Source organism: Cystobacter fuscus (assembly GCF_044360685.1).
In the GTDB taxonomy this organism is placed as follows: Bacteria; Myxococcota; Myxococcia; order Myxococcales; family Myxococcaceae; genus Cystobacter; species Cystobacter fuscus_C.
On sequence record NZ_CP043491.1, the window covers coordinates 7,383,148 to 7,403,341 of the forward strand.

A 20,194-nucleotide genomic window follows, 5' to 3' on the forward strand; every position below is an offset into this window, starting at 1 on the left:
CGTCCGAGAGGTGGCTGACATGGCGCTGGACTACGACCTTTTTCTATCCACTCGCATGAAGCCCATGCAATCCATGAAGAAGCTGGCTGAACGGTTCGCTGGGCTGGCGTGGAATGAAGACAAGTTCTTTTTGTTCGACGCCACAGTTTCGATCTGCGCCACGGAAAGTGGGACGGAATCGACCATCGAGTCCGCATTCCATTTCACTCCGACACTGACAGTCAGTTTCCGCCGCGCGCATGATGCGGACTGGGATGGATTCAGACGGCTCCTGCTGGATGCGTCCCTTCTGCTGCTGAACGAATCGCAAGACGCACTCCTGCTCTTCAATGGAGAGCGAACCGAGTTTCAGCGCTTCGGCGGGCAGCTCGTCTTCAATGCCGAGTCTGGATATTGGCGAGACAAAGACTGGCTGAACAGCCGACTCGACGTTCCATTTGAATGGCGTCCCTTGCCGTCGCCACTGCTCTAACTACGCGGCGATCCGCAAGTCCTTGAGCTTGAGGGACAGCCGGCGCTGGCCGCGGAAGGTGTCGAAGCCGGCCTGGAAGGCCAGGTCCACGGGACCCTCGGTCAGCGCCAGCTTGTCCGCCATGCCGAAGCCGATGGCGTCCACAGTGGGTGCGTCCACCAGGGCCAGCTTGAGGTGCCCCGAGCCGCCCGTCTTGTGCGGCAGCACGCGCGGGCGCGCCACCTGGCGGCGCAGCACCAGCACGGGCTCGGGGTTGCCCTGCCCGAAGGGCCCGAGCTTCTGCAGCGCCTCCACCGCCTTCTCGTCCAGCTCCGACACCCCCACCACCGCGTCCACCTTGCAGCGGGGGATGAGATCCTCGGGCGTCAGGCGCTGGTGGGCGATGCGCTCGAAGGCCTCGCGGAAGCTGGGCAGGTGCTTGCCCTCGATGGTGAGCCCGGCGGCGTGCTTGTGGCCGCCGAAGCGGGCGAACAGGTCCGCGCAGCCGCTCAGCGCGTCGTACAGGTGGAAGCCCTCGATGCTGCGCGCCGAGCCCTTGCCCACCCCGTCCTTCACCCCGACCATGACCGTGGGCCGGTGGAAGCGCTCCACCACGCGCGAGGCCACGATGCCGATGACGCCCGGGTGCCACCCGTCCGCGTAGAGCACGAAGCCCCGGGCGTTCTGCTCGGCGCGCTCCTCGGCCTGGGCGAGCGCCTCGGTGAGGATGCTGCTCTCCAGGCCCTGGCGCTCGGCGTTGGCCCGATCCAGCACCTGGGCAAGCGGACGGGCCGCCTCAAGCGTCTCCGAGCACAGCAGCTGCAAGCCCAGCGAGGCGTCATGCAACCGGCCCGCGGCGTTGATGCGCGGGCCCAGACGGTAGCCCACCTGCCCGGCGGACACGGGACTGTCCGCATCGAGCCCCGCCACCTCCTTGAGGGCCCGGACGCCGGGGCGCAGGCCCGCGCTCAGCGCCTGCAGGCCGTGGTGGACGAGGATGCGGTTGGCGCCGGTGAGTGGCACCACGTCCGCCACGGTGGCCATGGCCACCAGGTCCATCAGCGCCTTGAGGTTGGGCTCCTTGCGGGTGGCGAAGAAGCCGTCGTCGCGCAGCCGCTTGCGCAGGCCCATGCACAGGTTGAAGGCCACGCCGGCGGCGCACAGGTGCTTGGTGGGGTACTCGCAGCCCGGCTGGTGGGGGTTGAGCACGGCCACCGCGGGGGGCAGCGTGGGGGGCACCGTGTGGTGGTCCACCACCACCACGTCCAGCCCCAGCTCCTTCGCCCGGGCGATCTCCGCCACGGAGGTGATGCCGCAGTCGAGCGTCACCAGCACCCGCGTGCCGTCCGCGGCGATCTTCTCCACCGCCTGGAGGTTGAGGCCGTAGCCCTCGTCCATGCGGTGGGGGATGTAGGTGGCGGGCCGGGCGCCCAGCTCCCGGAGGAACAGGGCCATGAGCGACGTGGAGCACACGCCGTCCACGTCATAGTCGCCATAGAGGGTGATGCGCTCCTTCTCCCGGAGCGCCCGGGTGAGCCGCTCCACGCCCGCGGCCATGCCCTTCATCCGGTAGGGGTCGGGCAGGTCCGCCAGCCGGTCGGACAGGAAGGCGGAGGCGGCCTCGGGGGTGCGCAGTCCGCGGTGGATGAGGATTCGCGCCGGCAGGGGATGGAGACCCAGCTCCACGGACAGTGAAGCCGCCTGCTCCTGGGGCACTTCCGGCATCATCCAACGCACAGTCACCTCCGCTCCGGAGCCTCCTACCGTGGAAGCGTCCAGGCCAGAAATCTTCATCACTCTACCTGGGGGGTCTGTCCAGACTGATCTGACCTGCTGCTCGCTCCCCTGCTCGCCTCCCCTCGCCGGGGGGTAGGACACGCCTTCACGGGGCTCGCGCGAGGTGCCTCCCATGCCCTGGAAACACCCGAGGCCCGCGGGTCCGTGGAGTCACGGAGCCCGAGGGCCTCGGCGAGCGCTACCTGGACGGTCCGGGGAAGCTCAGGCCGTCGTGGGCTGGTTGACGCCCGTCTTCTTCCCGCGCGCGTGCTCGCGCTCATCCAGCCAGATGGTGACGGGGCTGGCGATGTACACGGACGAATAGGTGCCCACGATGATGCCCACCAGCATCGCCCAGGCGAAGTCGCGGATCTCCCCCACTCCGAAGATGAGCAGACCGACGAGCGAGAGCGACGTGGTTCCCGAGGTGAGGATGGTGCGCACCAGGGTGTCGTTGACGGCGATGTTGATGACCTCGGGCAGGGGCTTGCCCTTGTACTTGCCCATGTCCTCGCGGATGCGGTCGTAGATGACGATGGTGTCGTTGACCGAGTAGCCCACGATGGTGAGCAGCGCGGCGATGGCGGTGAGGCCGAACTCGGCGCGGCTGAACAGGTAGAAGCCGGCCACCATGATGACGTCGTGCACCATGGCGAGCAGTGCGCCGGGGCCGAACTTGAAGTCGAAGCGGAAGGCCACGTAGATGAGGATGGCCACCATGGAGAAGAGCAGCGCCTGGATGCCGCGGTTGCGCAGCTGCTTGCCCACCTGCGGACCCACGTACTCGGTGCGGCGCATCTCGAAGTCCGGCTTGTCGGCGGCCTGGCCCTGCATCAGCGCGCCGCGGATGCGGTCCGCCATGCCGCTGGCCACCACCTGGTAGTCGTAGTCACCGGACTGCGCCTGGCCGATGTCGCGCACCTCTTCCACGCCGGTGCCGGTGCCCTCCACGGTCTTCTCGATCTGCGCCACGTCCAACGGCTGCTTGGAGCGCAGGTTGATGATGCCGTTGGCCAGGTCCACGCGGATGGCCTTGGGATCGATCTGCCCGAGCGACTGGATGGCCTGGCTCGCCTTGGCCGCGCCCTCCTCGGTCAGCTGCGTCACGCCGCCCAGGCGCACGAGGAACGAGTTCTCCGACGCCGAGCCGATGCTCTGCACGGACACGTCATGGAGCTGCCCGGTGGACTCGACGCGCTGGCGCACCTCGCTCGCGGAGACGGGGTGGTTGAACTGCACCTCCACCACCGTACCGCCAGCGAAGTCCACGCCGAAGTTGAAGCCCACCACGGCGATGCCCACGAGGATGATCAGGTTGATCGCCGTGGAGATGAAGAGGGCCGGCTTGCGCTTGCCGATGAAGTCGATGTTCGTCTTGTTCTTGAGGATCTGCATGTCGGCTGTACCCCGAGGTGCTGCCTAGACGGACACCGTCTGGGCGTTCCGGCCGTGGACGAAGTAGGTCATGATGACGCGCGTCACGAGGATGGACGTGAAGAGCGACGCCAGCAGGCCGATGATCATCGTGGTGGCGAAGCCGCGCACCGGGCCCGTACCGGTGAAGAAGAGGATGAGGCCGGCGACGATCGCGGTGACGTGGGCGTCGAAGATGGTCCAGAAGGCGCGGTCATAGCCCTGGTCCACCGCGGCGCGTGCCGTCTTGCCGTGGCTGAGCTCCTCGCGGATGCGCTCGTTGATGAGCACGTTGGCGTCCACCGCGATGCCCAGCGTGAGCACGAAGGCCGCGAGGCCCGGCAGCGTGAGCGTGGCGTTGAAGAGCGCCATGCCCCCGAGGATGAGCAGGCCGTTGAGCAGCAGGGCCACGTCCGCGATGAGGCCCGAGGCGCGGTAGTACAGCCCCATGAAGACGATGACGCACAGCACGCCCACCGCCGCGGCGAGGCTGCCCTTGCGGATGAGCTCGTCACCCAGCGAGGCGCCCACCTGGCGGATTTCGCCCGTGGTCACCGGCGCGGGCAGCGCGCCCGCCTTGAGCGCCAGCGCCAGCGTCTGGGCGTCCGCCAGCCACTGCTCCAGCGGACGGCCTCCCGCGCGGCCCATGGTGATGCGCGCCCGGCCACCGCCGATGCGCTCGTTGATGCGCGGCGCCGACTGCACGTAGTCGTCCAGGACGATGGCCATGCGCCGGCCCACGCCCTTGTCGGTGAGCTCCTCGAACTGGCGCGCCCCGGCGGCGTCGAAGCTGATGTTCACCTCGGGCTCGTTGAGCTGGCTGAGCGAGGCGTCCGCGCCGGTGAGGCTCTCGCCCGTCAGCGGCGCTTCCTTCTCCAGCAGGTAGGTGCGGTAGCTGTCGCACACGCCCTTGCGCGTCGCGCTGGCGATGCACTCGAGCATCACCACGCGGCCCTGGGGCGTCGCGTCCTTCACGTACGCCAGGAGCGCCTCGCGGTTGGGGCCCTGGAGCTGGGGGAAGCCGTCGGCGGTGGTGAGGGTGATGTTGCTGCCCTCGGGCGGAGGCGTCTTCTGGTAGTGCTCGCGGAAGAAGTCCGTGGTGTCGTCCACCATGTGGAACTCCAGCTGCGCCGTGGTGCCCACCAGCTCCTTGGCCTGCTCGGGATCATTGCGGCCCGGCAGGGAGATCTGGATGGCGTCCGTGCCCAGCTTGCGCACGTCCACCTCGGCCACGCCCCACTTGTCGATGCGGCGGCGGATGACGAGCATCGCCTGATCCACGGACTCGTCACGGAAGCGGTTGACCTGGCCCTCGTCCGGCGTGAGCACCAGGTTGGCGCCGTCACGCGACACGCGCGTGAAGTCGGTGAAGGTGGCGAGCACCTCCTTCTCGATGGCGTCCATGGTGGCGGGGTCCTGCGCGGTCAACGTGAGCTGCAGCCGCTCCACGTCCGTGTTCACCGTCACCTGGCCCAGCTGCTTCTCGTTGATGTAGCGGGCGATCTGATCGCCCCGGCGCTCGGTGCGCTTCTCCAGGGCCGTCTTGGTGTCCACACGCATCACCATGTGGATGCCGCCCTGCAGGTCGAGCCCCAGGTTGATGCGGTACTTGGCGGGAGGCGCCCAGCTGGGCATGGCCTTCTCGATGGCCGCCAGGTTGTTGCGCTCGCTCCGGTCCACCTTGAACAAGGAATAATAGGAGGGCATCAGGAGCCACAGGGTCACCAGCGTGACGCCAATGACCAGGCTCAGCCTCCAATACCAGCCGCGATCCATTACTTCTCCTCCTTCTTGTCCTCGGCCTTGGTCGCCCCGGCCGCCTCGGGAACCGCATAGCGCCCGGCCACCGACGTCTTGAGCACGCGGATGCGCGTTCCGCTGGCCACCTCGAGCGTCACCTCGCGCTCCAGAACGTTCTGGATGCGCCCGATGAGGCCACCCTGGGTGACGACCTCATCGCCCTTCTTCAGGCTGGAGATGAGCTCCTGGTGCTTCTTGAGCTGCTTCTGCTGCGGGCGGATCATCACGAAGTACATGATGGCGAACAGCCCGATGATGAAGACGATGTTCATCATCCCGCTGGGACCGCCCGCCGCCTGAGCCAGGATTGGAATGCTGTCTGCCACGAACCGCCTCGTCGCTGGATGAAATTTGTACCGGGTCGCCGCCCCTGATTTTCACGGTCGGCGAATAAGTCCGAAAGGGGGGCCTCTTAGCAGCAGCCCCACGCCCCCGGCAAGCAAACCGAGGAAACCGGACACTTCCGCCCCGCGTCATTCTCGTCGGGCAGGCGGCCAGGGGCGCCCTTCCCGGCGGCCTCCCGGGGCCCTACTTCGTCCGAGTCCGCTCGGTCTCCTGGGCCCGGGCCCGCTCCCGGAAGTCCCGGGCGAACTGGGCGTAGCGGTCCTGGGCGATGGCCTCGCGCACCTGCTTCATGAGGGTGAGGAAGTAGTGCAGGTTGTGCAGGCTGTTGAGCCGCATGGCCAGGATCTCCCCCGCCACGAAGAGGTGGCGCAGGTAGGCCCGGCTGAAGTTGCGGCAGGTGTAGCAGGAGCACGCCGGGTCCGCCGGCCGCTCGTCCCTCGCCCAGGTGGCGTTGCGGATGACGAGCTTGCCCTCGGAGGTGAAGAGCAGGCCGTTGCGCGCGCAGCGCGTGGGCAGCACGCAGTCGAACATGTCCACCCCGTGCTCCACGCAGGTGACCAGGTCCACGGGCGTGCCCACCCCCATGAGGTAGCGCGGCTTGTCCCGGGGCAGCAGCGGCGCGGAGTACGCCACCCCCTCGTACATGGCCTCGGGCGTCTCACCCACCGCGTAGCCCCCGAGCGCGTAGCCTGGCAGGTCCACCGCGCACACCTCCTCGGTGTGCCGCTTGCGCAGCTCCTGATCCAACCCGCCCTGGACGATGCCGAAGAGCGAGGAGCGCTCGCGGCTCCAGGCCTTCACGCACCGGTGCAGCCAGCGCGTGGTGCGCGCCAGGGACTTCTCCAGGTAGGCCCGGCTCTCGGTGGACGGCGGGCACTCGTCGAACGCCATGATGATGTCCGCGCCGAGCGTCTCCTGGATCTCGATGGAGCGCTCGGGTGAGAGCATCAGGTGGCGCCCGTCCAGGTGGGACTGGAAGGCGGCGCCCTCCTCGGTGATCTTCCGCTTCTCCGAGAGGCTGAACACCTGGAAGCCCCCGCTGTCGGTGAGCATGGGCCTCTCCCAGGAGATGAAGCGGTGCAGGCCCCCCATGTGCCCCACCAGGTCGTCTCCCGGCCGGAGCATCAGGTGGTAGGTGTTGCCGAGGATGATCTGCGCGTCGAGCGTGAGCAGATCATCCGGCCCCACGCCCTTGACGCTGCCCACGGTGCCCACGGGCATGAAGATGGGCGTCTCCACGGGGCCGTGCGGTGTGTGCAGCCGTCCCCGGCGCGCGCGGGTGCCCGAGGCGTCCTCGTGCAACAGCTCGTAGCGCACCAGACCCGGTGCGACCCGGGTGTCCCCCTTCTCCTTGCGCGGCTCTGCCATGGCGTCTGTCGTCTCCCTACTCCGTCACCAACATCGCGTCGCCGTACGAGAAGAACCGGTAGCCGGCGGCGACCGCCTCCCGGTAGGCCGCCAGGGTGCGCTCGCGCCCGAGCAGCGCGCTCACCAGCACCACCAAAGTGGAGCGCGGCAGGTGGAAGTTGGTGATGAGCACGTCCACCGCGCGGAAGGTGAAGCCGGGGCGGATGAAGATGGACGTCTCTCCCGGACCCTCGCGCAGCCCTCCGGCCGCGGCATCCCACGCCGACTCCAGCGTGCGCACCACCGTGGTGCCCACCGCCACCACCCGGCGGCCCTCGGCCTTGGCGGCGTTCACCGCCCGGGCGGTGGCCTCGGGGACGGTGTAGCGCTCCGGGTGCATGTGGTGCTTCTCCAGGTTCTCCTCGCGCACGGGCAGGAAGGTGCCGGGCCCCACGTCCAGCGTCACCTCCACCCGCTGGATGCCCCGGGCGGCGAGCGCCGCGAAGGTGGCCTCGGTGAAGTGCAGCCCCGCGGTGGGCGCGGCCACGGCGCCCGAGGCCCGCGCGTACACCGTCTGGTAGCGCTCGGCGTCGGCGTCCTCGGGAGGCCGGGTGATGTAGGGGGGCAGCGGCAGGCGGCCCGCCGTGTCCAGCAGCCGCGCGAGCGACGCGCCCGGCGCCGCATGGAAGCGCACCCGGTACTCCCCTCCCCCGAGCGCCTCCAGCACCTCGGCCTCCAGGCCACCGGCGAAGGACACGCGTGCCCCGGGCTTGAGGCCCTTGGATGCCTGGCCGAGGCAGATCCACTCGAGCGCCTCGGGGGCACCGCCAAGCGCCTGGGAGGTGAGCGTGGCGGCGGCGGGACGCACCACGAGCAGCTCGACCCGGCCGCCCGTGCCCACCTTGGAGCCCAGCAGCCGGGCGGGGATGACGCGGGCGTCGTTGACCACGAGCAGATCGCCCTCGCGCAGCAGCTCGGGCAGCTCGGCGAAGTGGCGGTGGCTCCACGCGCCCGAGGCGCGGCTCACCACCATGAGGCGCGAGGCATCCCGGGCGGCCAGGGGGGCCTGGGCGATCTGCGCCTCGGGGAGCGCGAAGTCGTAATCGGAGAGCAGGGAGGACACGGCGGGAGCCGCTTGTAACAGCCCGGGCGCCTCGGACGAAACGGGATGTGTCGGCGGAGCTTCAGTAGAGCTGCTGCAGCTCGGTCTCCGGGTAGTAGTGCAGGAGGATGTCCCGGTAGGACTTGCCGCTGTCGGCCAGCGCCTTGGCCCCCCACTGGCAGAGGCCCGCCCCATGGCCATAGCCACGGCCGGTGAAGTGCCACTTGCCCTGGGTGTGCTCCACGTCGAAGTCCAGGCTCTTGAGCTTCGTGTAGCCGAGCTTGCGCCGGAACTGGACCCCATCGACCGAGGCCCCGCCGGCCGCGCTGACCCGGTTCACCCGGTGCGTGGACGTGCGGCTCGTCACCCGGAAGCCCTCGGTGGACTGGCCCAGGGCGGCACGCAGCTCGGCATCGGAGACGGTGGCGCTCCAGCGGCTGGCGGGCAGGCGGCCACACGGGCAGTCCACGGCCTTCAGGTAGGGCAGGTCCCGCTGGAGCGAATCCCAGCCGGACTCGGTGCGGCCGCCACAGGAGGCATGGAAGTAGGCTTCAATGGGGGCGAGCTCGTACGTCAACACCTCTCCGCGGGTGGCCTCCACGGCCGCGCGGGTGCGGGCATCCTCCCGGTTGAGTCCGCCATACACCTGGTGGAGCACGCTGCTGCCCATGTGGAAGGGGGCGCCGTAGGTCTCCAGCTTCTTCTGCAGGGCGTAGGTGCGGGCCGCCACGGCCTGGGCCTTGAGGGCCTCGGGGGGGAAGGACACGGGCATCTCGCTGCCGAGCACGGCGGCGAGGTAGTCCTCCAGGGCGATGACGTTGATGAGCTGGAGCCCGTCCTTGTACAGGCGCACCACGACGTCGCCGCGCACCTCCATGTCCCCGGCGCGGATGGCCGAGTCGCCCGGCGTGCCCGCGTCCGACGACTCCACTCCGGCGCGGAAGCGCACCGCGGAGCCGATGACGGGCGCCCCGTTGAGCTCCAGGCGCGAGCCCCGCCGCCGCACGACGACCCCGTCCTGCTGGAGGGGAGTGAAGGAGGCGTCCTCGGTATCGGAGCCGAAGGACAGGCCCTTGCCACTCACGCGCACCTCGCCCTGGGCGTCACCCATGGCGATGCGCATGGTCTCCACGGCGGGCGCGCGCAGGGGCACGAGCAGGAGCAGCATCAGTGCAACAGGTCGCCACATGGACGCCAGTGTAGGGGGGGCTGATCACGGCTCAAGAAATCAGCCGCCGGATGTCGGAGAATGCCGCGCCCGTGTCCCCTGCCCCCGACGCCTCCCATTTCTCGACCGCGCAACTGCTCGCGGCGCTCCGAGCCCTGCCCTACCGGGAGGCCGCCTTCCTGCTCACGCGGCTGACCCAGGGCCGCTCCCAGGAGGAGAGCGCGGCCTTCTACGGCATCTCCCCGGAGGCCTTCTCCGTCCACTTCCTGCGCGCGGCGCTGGGGTTGTCCCGGGCGGCGTCCGTGCCCTGCCGGCCACCGGAGAACGACGCGGAAGAGGATGTCTGGGCACGGGCCCTGGCTGGGGCGCTCGAGCAGGACACCGGGGGAGTGCCTCCTGCCCTGGCGGCGACGCTGGCGCTGTGCCGGCGGATGCGCGCACAGGGCGACGAGGTGACGCAAGCGCTCCAGGCCGCCGAGCGCGAGGAGGAGGACTCCCCCAGGAGACGGCGGGAGGACTTGCTGCGGCGCCTGGCGGTGCTCGCACTGCTGGCGCTCACGGCCTGGCTGTACTTCACCCGCCCCGTGGAGGAACCGCCGAAGCGTCCCAATCCTCCGCCTTCGATCCAGCGCTGAGCGCCGCAACTCCCTTCCCACGTGAGCGACCCACCGGGAGGACGCGTGTTTCCCGGGGTGATGTCGTCCTTCCCGGCAGCGCCCAGCTTCCCCCTTGAAGGGACATCCCCATATGGGGAGGGAGAGACGACCATGAGGCAAATCAAGGTGGCGCTCGTTGGCGCCATGACGGCGGCCCTGCTGCTGACCGCGGGGTGCAGAGCCGATCACTACGAGAGCTCGGCCCCGAAGGGACAGGGAACGGGCGGCGCTGGTGACGCGACAAAGCAGCAAGGAACGGGAGGCTCGGGAGCCAGGGGCCACGACAACCTGCCGAAGCCGGAGGACAGCTCGCGGGGCGGGACGGGCGGCGGCGGAGTGGGCGCGGGAAGCACGGACACCGGCGACGTCCAGGGAAGCGGCACGCCGACACCGGGCACGGGCACCCAGGGTACGGGAACCCAGGGCAGCGGCGGAGCGACGAACACCGGGCAGGACCAGGGCGACACGTCACGCCGAGCCCAGTGACTGGCGAGGGACGAGGGAGCCCAGGCCGAGCCCTACGCCCGGGGCTGCTCCACCTGGCGCGGTGGAGCGGCGGCCCCCAGGATCAGCAAGCCCACGAGCGGCAGCAACCCGCCCACGGCGCACACGCCTGTCCACCCCAGGTTGCTCCAGGCCAGACTGCCCAGCCAGGCACCGAGCGCCCCGCCCACGAAGTACGTCACCATGTAGACGGTGTTGAGGCGGCTGCGGGCCTCGGGGCGGAGGGCGTAGACGCGCGCCTGGTTGGAGATGTGGTTGGCCTGGGCGCCCAGGTCCAACAGGATGACGCCCAGGGCGATGCCCCACAGCCACTGGCCCGCCACGCCGAGCACGACGAAGGAGACGAGCAGGACGCCCAGGGAGAAGGCGTTGATGCGGCGATCCCCGCGGGTGTCGCTGTAGCGGCCCACCAGGGGCGCGGCGATGGCTCCGGCCACGCCCACGACGCCGAACAGCCCCGCCACGCGCGCACCGTAGTGCTGAGGCAGGGCGTGCAGGTGGAGCGCCAGCGTGCTCCAGAAGGCGCTGAAGGCCCCGAAGGTGAGCGCGCCCAGCAGGGAGTGGAGCCGGAGCACGGGCTCCTCGCGCACCAGCACCACCAGCGAGCGCAACAAGGCCGGGTAGGACCAGGAGGTGCTCGCGGGCTGATGGGGGAGCGTGAGCCGCAGCCCCCCGGCGAGCACCAGCATCAAGCCCGCGGCGAACCAGAACATGGAGCGCCAGCCGAACTGCACGCCAACGAGGCCCGCCGCCGTGCGCGACAGGAGGATGCCGATGAGCAAGCCGCTCATCACCTGCCCCACCACGCGTCCGCGCTGCTCCGGGGCGGCCAGGTGCGCGGCGAAGGGCACGAGCAACTGGGGCACCACCGTGGTCACGCCCACCAGGCCGCTGGCGAGCACCAACGTGGGCAGGTTGGGGGCCAGGGCCACGCCCGTCAGCGCGAGACCCACCAGCAGCGTCATGAGGACGATGACGCGGCGCCGCTCGAGGCTGTCCCCAAGGGGGACGATGAGCAACAGCCCCAGGGCGTAGCCCACCTGGGACACCGTGGCGACGAGGCCCACCGCCCGATCCGAGGCCTGGAACGTCCGGCCGATGTCTCCGAGCAGGGGCTGGTGGTAGTAGAGGTTGGCGACCGCGAGGCCCGAGGCGAGGGCCATCAACCAGACGAGGCCCGGGCGCAGGCGAGAGGAAGAGTCCACGGACGGGCCTCTACAAGCCACCCCGTTGCCGCACAAGCGGGAGGAAAGCGCTCCGTGAGGTAGACACCACCGCGACGCTCCTGCTCCGCCTTGCTAGGCTGGGCGCACGAATGACCGACTTCCTGCGCACCCTCTCGCGAGGCATCTGGGTGGTCTCGCTGCTGATTCTCGCCGGCGGGCTGAGCCTCTGGCTGGTGAAGAACCCCACACGGGACATGACGACCCTCCAGGCGCTGGGTGGACACCTGCGCGAACGCTCCACCCTTCCGCTGGGATTGCTGGGCCTGTCGCTGGTGCTGGGCGTGGGCGGAGGGTGGCTGGAGCGCCGGAGCCTCCGCTCGGCCCAGGCCCGCGAGCAACGCCCGGTCCTGTCGCCGCTGGAGGTGGTGAACGCGGAGGTGGCGGTCGCCGTGCGCGAGCTGCTCGCCGAGCTGAACGCCACGCTGCGCCGCTACGTGCTGCGCGCCGAGCCCGACATGATCGCCTTCGTGGATAGCCTGCTCGATGGGGCCATCCGGGTGGGAGCCAGCGACGTGCACGTGCACCCGCTGGAGATGGGCACGCGCATCGCCTTCCGCGTCCACGGCGTGCTCGAGGAGGTGATGATGCTCTCCCGGGAGAACCACCCACGCCTCATCAACCGCTTGAAGGTGCTCTCCAAGGTGGTGCTCTTCCGGACGGATCGGCCCCAGGACGGCCACTTCTCCATTCAAACCCCCGAGGGCCCCGCGGACATCCGGGTGTCCTTGTTGCCCACCAACCACGGGGAGTCGGTGGCCCTGCGCATCGCGCGCAGCAGCGTGCGGCTGCCCCGGCTGTCCAACCTGGGCTTTCCCCAGCCGTTGCTCGCGCCGTTCCAGCGCGTGCTCGATCTGCCCCAGGGCGTCATCTTCGTCGCTGGCGCCACCGGCAGTGGCAAGACGACGACGCTGTACGCCTCGCTCGGCTACATCAAGGAGACGCGCGGCGACATGACGCGGATCGCCACCATCGAGGATCCGATCGAGTACGACGTCCCGCTCTTCTCCCAGACGCAGGTGAACACCGAGCAGGGCTTCACCTTCGCGCAAGGGCTGCGCTCGGTGCTGCGCCAGGATCCCAACGTCATCATGGTGGGAGAGATCCGGGACGCGGAGACGGCGCGCACGGCGATCCAGGCCGGGCTGAGCGGACACCTGCTGTTGACGACGGTGCATGCGAACTCGGCGGCGGGCGTCTTCAACCGGCTCATCGAGATGGGCGTCGAGCCCTTCCTGCTCGCGTCCGCCTCGGTGGCCAGCATCTCGCAGCGGCTCGTGCGCTCGCTGTGCCCCCACTGCCGCGTGCCCTTCCAACCGGAGCACGAGGAGGTGGCGCGGTTGCACGCGGCGGGCCTGCCCACCTCGGGTCCTTTCTATGGGTCCACGGGCTGCGAGCGCTGTGGGGACTCGGGCTTCCTGGGACGCACCGCGCTCTACGAGGTCCTCCGTGTGACTCCGACCATTCGCGAGTGCATCAACACCAAGGTGCCCACCTCCCAGACCCATGACATGGCGGTGAAGGAGGGCATGGTGTCCCTGCTCGCGGCGGGTCTGGAGCGCGTGCACGCCGGCGCCACGACGCTGAAGGAAGTCTTCCGGGTGGTCGGATGAAGCCGGGACTGGGGAGGAAGAACCCGTGAGCCAACAGGAGCACGCCAGCCAGAAGGTCGCCGCGGTGTTGAAGTTCGGCTCCGCCTTGTGCGCGATGGCCGCCGCCGGATTGCTGATCCTGCCCCTCGTTCGAGGAGAGGTGCGCACCGGGCCGCGCGACATCACCCTGACGCCCATCACCTCCGAGGACGAGGAGACGGAGGCCAGGGAGGAAGTGAAAGGGGAGGTGGCGCCCACCGACAATCCCATCCAGGAGTCGCGCTCCGCCTTCGAGGGGGCCATCCTCTCGCTCGAGTCCCAGCCCGAGGAAGCCACCGTCGAGGTCAATGGCAAGGATCAGGGGGAAACCCCGGTCATGGTGGGACTCGAATGCGAGCCGGGCGAACCGGTGGTCATCACGTTCTCCCGGCGTGGCTTCGAGAGCACGACCCACCGGACGACCTGCCCCCGGGATGAGATGGTCAAGGTGAAGGCCCGGCTGAAACAGAGCACCCGGGGGAGCGCTGGTAAGCGGTGAGCCCCGTTCGATCAGGAGTTTCCATGTCCCGCCGTCTGAGTGTCCTGCTGCTGTCCACCTGGCTGAGCGTGCCCGTGCTCGCGCTCGCGGAGGATCTCCCGCCCGAGAAGCTCGCGCGCATCCGCCGTGACGAGAAGGAAGCGCTGGAGAAGGTGAACGCGGCGCATGGAGGCAAGAAGTCCTCCGAGATGAACACCGCCGAGCGCCGGCAGATCATCGAGGAGCAGCAGCAGGCCCTGCAGGGGGTGCTGGACAAGCACGGCGTGTCGAACAAGGACTACGCGCGGCAGACGGCCCGGATGGGGCCGAAGCAGAACGCCCAGGTGGATGCCGCGGAGAAGGCGCTGGAAGCGCGCAAGCAGGGCGCGGAGGCGTCGTCGCCCGGGGAGATTCCGATCGAGCGGGGCTGGGGGAGCGACCAACAGGTGGAGCAGGAGGGCGCGGAGGGCGCCATGCCCATCGTGGAGCCGGGGCTGCCCTCGGAGGAGCAGGTGCCGATCGAGGGAGGGGAAATGCCCGCCGTGGACGAGGCCGGAGCGCCCGAGGGCGAACCGGTGCCGGCCGGGGAGCCGTGAGCGCCCTGCCCTACCCCCAGCGCCGCTCGCGCCACACGGCGTCGTAGGGGCAGGAGCAGTCGAGCTCTTCCGGCTCGGGGTAGACGTAGCGCTCGCCCTTGTAGTTGCGGAACACGGTCTCGTGCGCGCCGCGCTCCACCACGTAGTCCGGCTGGAGCGTCACCTTGCCGCCGCCGCCGGGCAGGTCCACGGCGAGGTGGGGCACGGCGAGTCCGGAGGTATGGCCGCGCAGCTGCTGGAGGATCTCCACGCCCTTGGCGATGGGGGTGCGCAGGTGCTCGCAGCCCTCGGCCACATCCATCTGGTGGAGGTAGTAGGGGCGCACGCGGATGCGCAGCAGCGCGTGGGACAGCTCCTGGATGATGCGCGCGTCCGAGTTGAGCCGCCGCATGAGCACGGCCTGGTTCTCCACGGGGACGCCATGGTCCACGAGCCGCTCGCAGGCCTCGCGCGCCTCGGGAGTCACTTCCTTCGGATGGTTGAAGTGGGTGACGACGTAGACGGGGGCGTAGCGGCGCAGCAGCCGGGCGAGCGAGTCGGTGACGCGCATGGGCAGACACACGGGCACGCGCGTGCCGATGCGCACCATCTCCACGTGGGGGATGTCGTACAGGGGCGCGAGCAACTCCTCGAGTCGCTCCTCGGTGAGGAGGAAGGGATCTCCGCCGGAGATGAGCACGTCGCGCACCTCGGGGTGGCGGCGGATGTACTCGATGCCGCGCCGCATCTGCTCCTTGGAGAGCTCCGCCTCGCCGCCCTTGGTGATGCGGCGGCGGGTGCAGTGGCGGCAGTAGACGGAGCAGGTGTCGAGCGCGAGGAAGAGGACGCGGTCCGGGTACTTGTGGACGATGGCCTCCTCGGGCCGGGTCTTGTCCTCGCCGAGCGGATCCGCGAGCTCCCCGGGGCGCACGCGGGCCTCGGCGCGCACGGGGATGGACTGCATGCGGATGGGACAGAGGGGATGGTCCCGGTCGATGAGCGACAGGTAGTAGGGGCTGATGCCCACGCGGAAGAGCGAGGAGGTTTCCTGCACGCCGGCGCGCTCATCGGGCGTGAGGGGGATGACCTTCTCGAGCTGCGCGAGGTTGCGCACGGCGTTGCGCTGGTGCCAGCGCCAGTCGGCCCACTGCGCGTCGGTGGCCTCGGGAAACAGCACCGCGCGGCCGGCCTGGGAGGCGGGCCGCGCGGGAGCGCCCTTGGAGGGCGGGAGCGAGGAGGACATCACGCCGCCTGGGCCTGATCACGCCACCACTGCTGTCCGGACTCGGGCAGCGTGTAGATGGGATCGAAGTACTCGTACTTGCGGGTGAGCGCCGCGGCGTCATCTCCTTCGATGCCGGTGCGGTAGTTCTTGGTCCAGTACGAGATGCCGCGCTCGCGGTCGTACTCGGCGACCTGATGGACCCAGCGCTTGCCCACGAAGGGCACGTCACACACGATGCGCGGGGTGGCGAAGCCGGGCATGTAGCCCATGATGTCGTGCTGGAGCTGCTGGGCCTCGGCCACGCTCAGCCGCCAGTGCTCCGAGTTGGGGATCATGTCGCACATGTAGAAGTAGTACGGCAGGATCTTCGCGTGATCGAGCAGGGTGAAGCACAGCTCGAGCAGCTCCTTGGGGGTGCCGTTGATGCCGCGCAGGAGCACGCCCTGGTTGCGCACGTCGCGGAAGCCCATGTCGAGCAGCTTGCGCACGGCCTTGCCGACCAGCGGGGTGAGCTGGCGTGCGTTGTTGACGTGGGTGTGGAGCGCGAGGTCCACGCCGCGCTCGTTGGCCTTCTTGGCGAGGCGCTCCAGGCCCTGGAGGACGGAGTCCTGGAGGAAGTGCTGGGGGATGGCCATGAGGCCCTTGCTGGCCAGGCGGATGTCCCGGATGTTGGGGATGTCGAGCAGGGCGCTGACGAAGGGCTCGAGCGCCTGGATGGGCAGGTTGGCGATGTCGCCGCCACTGACGACCACGTCGCGCACGGTGGGAGTGCGGCGCAGGTAGTCGAGCATCTGCTCGTAGCGTTCCTTCTGGCCGAGGTGGAAGCGGTGCTTCTGGACCTGGGGCACGTCATTGCCCACCAGGTCCATGCGGGTGCAGTGGCCGCAGTACTGGGGGCAGGTGGGGAGCATCTCCGCCAGCACCTTGGTGGGGTAGCGATGGGTGAGACCCTCGACGGCCCACATCTCCGCCTCGTGGAGGCTGTCGCGGCTGGCCTTGGGGTGGTTGGGCCAGTCGGGGTGCCGGTCGTCGAAGGCGGGCAGCATGTAGCGGCGGACCGGATCGTTCCACAGGTCCGTCTCATCCATCGTGTTGATCATCTGGGGCGGCACGAGGATGGACATCGTCGCGCGCTCACGCTGATCGCGCTCCAGGCTGGCCAGGAGCTCCTGCGGCAGGTGGGAGCCGAGGACGGCCTGGAGTTCCTTGAGGTTCTTGACGGTGTGCTTGCGCTGCCAGACGGAGCTTTCCCATTCGGCCTGGGTCACGTCCTTGTACCCGGGCAGGCGCTTCCAATCGGGCTCCACGAACTCACGGCGAAGCGGATAGGAGAAAGGCTGCTGAGCGGGGCCGGCCGAGGCGGCCTTTCCGCGAATGGGCGTCGTCGTCATGATGGTCTTACCTTAGCGGAACCAAGGCCGGGAAACAGGGGGCGCGGAGGACCCCCCTCCAGGGGAGAACACTGGAGGGAGCGCCTGCCAGGAGAGGCTACTCGAGCTGCACGTTGACGAGCTTGGCCATGTCCCCTTCGGTGATGTTCACCTTCTGGGGCTTGCTCTGTTGGGAGCCGAGCTTGAAGACGATGGTATGGCTGCCCACGGGAAGCACGAGGGGGTTGCCGAGCGCGGCGGGAGTATCGCGGCCCGAGTACTTGCCATCCACCCAGATCTGGGCGCCGAGCGGACGCGAGCTGCAAGCGAGCTTGCCCTTGGCGACGGCCTGGGGCTTGGCGGCGGCGACCTTCGCCGCGGCGGGCTTGGCCGCGGGGCGATCGACGGCGGGCTTGGGCGTCGAGGGACGCTCGGCGACCGTGGGCGGAGGCTCCTCCTTCTTGAGGACGAAGGAGACCTTGACCTGCTCTTCGCCATTGGAGCGGAACTCACCCGAGTAGGACTGGTAGCCGGCACGGGTGGCCACGAAGGTGTAGGTCTTACCCACGGTGAGATTGGCGAGCGTGGCATCGGGCGTCTTTCCCACGCGCTTGCCACCCACCTCGACCTCTGCGCCGCCCGGCTCCCCCACGAACACCGCCGAGAACAGAGCCGGCTTGGGCGGCTCCTCCGCGGCAGGCGGGGGCGCCGTGGTACCGGTCCCCGTGCCCGCGACGGTTTCGCCCGGAGCGGAGGCGGGAGCCTGCGGCTCGGATGGAGGATTGGAGGAAGGAGTCCCGGTGCCCGTGGCCGCCACCGCCTGGTCATCAGCGGGAGGAGTGGCAGGCGCCGAGGGCTCCTGCTTCAGCACGAGCGAGATGAGCTGAGGCTGCTGTCCCGGGGTGACGCGAATTTCTTGAACAGCCGACAGGTGGCCGGGGGAGGACGCGGTCAGCGAATGGACGCCTTCCGGCAGTTCAATGACCTTGTTCTGGGGGTAGGCCTGCCCATCGATCTGGACCTCGGCGCCCGGGGGTTGAACGGAGATCATCAAGCTGCCCGTGCTGGGTCCGGAGAACAACACGGCCCCGAGAACGACGAGCAGCAGCACAACGGCGGCCGCGGCGCTGGCGATGAGCACCTTGGGCGGCGGCTTCCGGCCGCTCTGGACGGCGGGCTTGGGCGTCTTCTTGGGGAGTGGAGCGACCTTCTCGGGCGGCTCCTCCTGCTCCATTTCCGGGACGTGAATGGGTCCCGTCATCTCCTCTTCCCGAGGATCTCTCCCGGCGTCCGTGCGTTCATCCTCGGACGGGTCGTCGTAGGTGTCGGGATCCTCGTCGTCCAGCCGTGGCCGCTCGCCCGTGAGCGCCGGACTCAACATGGTGCTGCGCGAGCCCGGAGGGCCCACCCGGGTGGCGTTGGGGGCCTCCATCTCTTCCGGCTCCGGCCGGGAGGTGGGCGCGGGGCCGATGACCGTCGCCCCGGCATAGCCTTCGCCCTCCCCGATGACCACCTGGGGTTTGCCGCTGTTGCGGGCCAAGGGCGCCAACGTGGATTCCGAATCGGCGATGTACGCCGTTTCACCCGTCAGGCTGTCATCGACCAGCACGCTATCCGAAGGCCCGGAGGGGACGGTGGCGGGCCGCTTGCTCTCTCGTTCTTCCTGTCCTCGAAAAACAAAGGAGGAGGAATCGACGATCTGCGTTTTGTCTCCCGCACCAATCTCCTCGTCCTGTGGCTCCTCATCCTCCTCGGACGGAGATTCATACTCCGCGCGCGCGGAGGGTGGAGCCGAGGAGGGCGCGGAACGAGTAGACGCCGGCAGGGAGGGGCCCGCCTGCGGCTTGCGGGCAGCACGCAACATGTCGCCGGTGACGCCGGTGGCCTCGATCTGCTCTGGGCGCTCGATGGAGGCATAGCGCTCCATCTTCTCGGCTTCGCGCAGGATGTCTTCGGCGAAGGCCTCCTTCATGTAGGCCGAGAGGTGCTTGGACGAGTAGATGGCATCGCCCGCGAGGAGGAAGCGCATCAGGTCCTCCTGCAGGTCCGAGCCCCACTGGTACCGGGTATCGGCCTCTCCGGAGAGGGCCTTCATCAACACCTTCTCGAGTCCGGCGGGGATGTTCGGGTTGAACTGCCGCGGAGCGGGCACTTCGGCGTTGCGCACCTTCTCCAGGGTGGAGAAGTCGGACTCACCGACGAACAACCGCTCTCCCGTCAACATCTCGTAGAGGATGACGCCCACCGCGAAGATGTCACTGCGCCGGTCGATGGGGAGGCCGCGGACCTGCTCCGGGCTCATGTACCCGAACTTCCCCTTGAGGATGCCGGCTTGCGTCTTCTGCGACCGGTTCGCCGCCTTGGCGATACCGAAGTCGATGAGCTTCACCTCTCCCTCGTACGAAATGAGGATGTTCTGCGGAGAGATGTCGCGGTGGATGATGTTCAGGTCCTGGCCGCGGGCGTCCTTCTTGCGGTGCGCGTAATCGAGGCCCTCGCAGATTTTCGAGGCCAGGAAGACGGCCTGGGCCGTGGGCATGATCTCCTTGCGCCGACGGTAGCGCTCGAGAATGGTGCGCAGGTCACGCCCGGGCACGTACTCCATGGCGATGAAGTAGGTGTCCTCGTGCTTGCCCAGCTCGTGGATGTGCACGATGTTGGCGTGGTTCAGCTGCACGCTGATCCGCGCCTCGTCGATGAACATCGTGATGAACTCATCGTCCTCCGCCATCGTCGGGAGGATCTTCTTGATGGCGAGGATGCGCTCGAACCCTTCGACGCCGAAGGCCTTGGCCGTGAAAACCTCCGCCATGCCGCCAACGTTGATGCGCTCGAGGAGGAGGTACTTCCCAAATAGGGTCGGCTTCTTCATTGCGTGGTTTCGCCCGCCCTGCGAGGCCACTGCTCCGTTGAAGGGGGAAACGGTGGGTGAAAAACGGACGAGACGGGGACTTTAGACGGAGCGCGAAGAGGGAGTCAAACTCCTCCCGACGGCGATTCTCTAAGAGTTCCAGCCACTTGGCGCCGACGGCTCGCCTCGGACGGCGATTGGGCCCGCCAGGCCGTCCAGCGAGAAGCCTGGAGAATGGGACCCAAAAGAGGAAGCTGAAGAAGTCGGGTCTGCCGAAGC

General features: G+C 68.9%; 17 protein-coding genes. 6 read left to right on the plus strand and 11 right to left on the minus strand.

Going from position 1 to position 20,194, the window contains the following annotated elements:
- Positions 1 to 19 precede the first annotated feature (19 nt).
- Positions 20 to 472, plus strand: a complete 453-nt coding sequence (locus F0U63_RS30110; RefSeq protein WP_395835035.1) for a SitI3 family protein — start codon at positions 20 to 22, stop codon at positions 470 to 472.
- Here F0U63_RS30110 and recJ read toward each other — a convergent pair whose 3' ends face one another.
- The 7 genes from recJ to F0U63_RS30145 form a co-directional block, all read right to left on the minus strand.
- The gene (gene recJ, locus F0U63_RS30115) at positions 473 to 2,179 is read right to left on the minus strand and encodes a single-stranded-DNA-specific exonuclease RecJ (RefSeq protein ID WP_395848449.1); all 1,707 of its coding nucleotides are present in this window, start codon (positions 2,177 to 2,179) and stop codon (positions 473 to 475) included.
- A 270-nt stretch (positions 2,180 to 2,449) separates the two neighbouring features.
- Positions 2,450 to 3,622, minus strand: coding sequence for a protein translocase subunit SecF (gene secF, locus F0U63_RS30120; RefSeq protein ID WP_395835037.1), 1,173 nt, complete (start codon positions 3,620 to 3,622; stop codon positions 2,450 to 2,452).
- Positions 3,623 to 3,646: 24 nt separating this feature from the next.
- The gene (secD, locus tag F0U63_RS30125) at positions 3,647 to 5,416 is read right to left on the minus strand and encodes a protein translocase subunit SecD (protein ID WP_395835039.1); all 1,770 of its coding nucleotides are present in this window, start codon (positions 5,414 to 5,416) and stop codon (positions 3,647 to 3,649) included.
- Entirely contained in the window at positions 5,416 to 5,766 is a 351-nt protein-coding gene (gene yajC / locus F0U63_RS30130; protein ID WP_395835041.1) for a preprotein translocase subunit YajC, read from the minus strand. Before yajC ends, secD begins: the two co-directional genes overlap by 1 nt.
- A 202-nt stretch (positions 5,767 to 5,968) precedes the next feature.
- Positions 5,969 to 7,153: a tRNA guanosine(34) transglycosylase Tgt gene (tgt, locus tag F0U63_RS30135; RefSeq protein ID WP_395835043.1), complete on the minus strand. Its 1,185-nt coding sequence runs from the start codon at positions 7,151 to 7,153 to the stop codon at positions 5,969 to 5,971.
- Between the two features lie 16 nt (positions 7,154 to 7,169).
- Positions 7,170 to 8,255 carry a tRNA preQ1(34) S-adenosylmethionine ribosyltransferase-isomerase QueA gene (gene queA / locus F0U63_RS30140; RefSeq protein ID WP_395835045.1) on the minus strand — a complete coding sequence of 362 codons (1,086 nt, stop codon included), beginning with the start codon at positions 8,253 to 8,255 and terminating at the stop codon, positions 7,170 to 7,172.
- A gap of 61 nt (positions 8,256 to 8,316) precedes the next feature.
- Complete coding sequence (locus F0U63_RS30145; protein ID WP_395835047.1) at positions 8,317 to 9,423, minus strand: SpoIID/LytB domain-containing protein; 1,107 nt, start codon at positions 9,421 to 9,423, stop codon at positions 8,317 to 8,319.
- Positions 9,424 to 9,473: 50 nt separating this feature from the next.
- Here F0U63_RS30145 and F0U63_RS30150 point away from each other — a divergent pair, with 50 nt between their 5' ends.
- Complete coding sequence (locus F0U63_RS30150) at positions 9,474 to 10,037, plus strand: hypothetical protein (protein WP_395835049.1); 564 nt, start codon at positions 9,474 to 9,476, stop codon at positions 10,035 to 10,037.
- A gap of 132 nt (positions 10,038 to 10,169) precedes the next feature.
- Positions 10,170 to 10,544 (plus strand): hypothetical protein, encoded by a 375-nt coding sequence (locus tag F0U63_RS30155; protein WP_395835051.1) that lies wholly within the window; start codon positions 10,170 to 10,172, stop codon positions 10,542 to 10,544.
- Positions 10,545 to 10,576: 32 nt separating this feature from the next.
- On the opposite strand, the gene F0U63_RS30160 is transcribed toward F0U63_RS30155, so the two are convergent.
- Positions 10,577 to 11,725: an MFS transporter gene (locus tag F0U63_RS30160; protein WP_395848450.1), complete on the minus strand. Its 1,149-nt coding sequence runs from the start codon at positions 11,723 to 11,725 to the stop codon at positions 10,577 to 10,579.
- Between the two features lie 152 nt (positions 11,726 to 11,877).
- On the opposite strand from F0U63_RS30160, the gene F0U63_RS30165 reads away from it, so the two are divergent.
- From F0U63_RS30165 to F0U63_RS30175, 3 genes are read left to right on the plus strand one after another with little or no spacing between them, the layout of a single operon-like run.
- Positions 11,878 to 13,398: a GspE/PulE family protein gene (locus tag F0U63_RS30165; RefSeq protein WP_395835053.1), complete on the plus strand. Its 1,521-nt coding sequence runs from the start codon at positions 11,878 to 11,880 to the stop codon at positions 13,396 to 13,398.
- Positions 13,399 to 13,423: 25 nt separating this feature from the next.
- Entirely contained in the window at positions 13,424 to 13,915 is a 492-nt protein-coding gene (locus tag F0U63_RS30170; protein WP_395835055.1) for a PEGA domain-containing protein, read from the plus strand.
- Between the two features lie 23 nt (positions 13,916 to 13,938).
- Positions 13,939 to 14,490: a hypothetical protein gene (locus F0U63_RS30175; protein ID WP_395835057.1), complete on the plus strand. Its 552-nt coding sequence runs from the start codon at positions 13,939 to 13,941 to the stop codon at positions 14,488 to 14,490.
- Between the two features lie 10 nt (positions 14,491 to 14,500).
- On the opposite strand, the gene F0U63_RS30180 is transcribed toward F0U63_RS30175, so the two are convergent.
- The 3 genes from F0U63_RS30180 to F0U63_RS30190 form a co-directional block, all read right to left on the minus strand.
- The gene (locus tag F0U63_RS30180; protein ID WP_395835059.1) at positions 14,501 to 15,712 is read right to left on the minus strand and encodes a KamA family radical SAM protein; all 1,212 of its coding nucleotides are present in this window, start codon (positions 15,710 to 15,712) and stop codon (positions 14,501 to 14,503) included.
- Positions 15,712 to 17,085 (minus strand): KamA family radical SAM protein, encoded by a 1,374-nt coding sequence (locus tag F0U63_RS30185; RefSeq protein ID WP_395835061.1) that lies wholly within the window; start codon positions 17,083 to 17,085, stop codon positions 15,712 to 15,714. The genes F0U63_RS30180 and F0U63_RS30185 overlap by 1 nt, the downstream gene beginning before the upstream one ends.
- A gap of 97 nt (positions 17,086 to 17,182) precedes the next feature.
- Complete coding sequence (locus F0U63_RS30190) at positions 17,183 to 19,936, minus strand: protein kinase (protein WP_395835063.1); 2,754 nt, start codon at positions 19,934 to 19,936, stop codon at positions 17,183 to 17,185.
- Positions 19,937 to 20,194 lie beyond the last annotated feature (258 nt).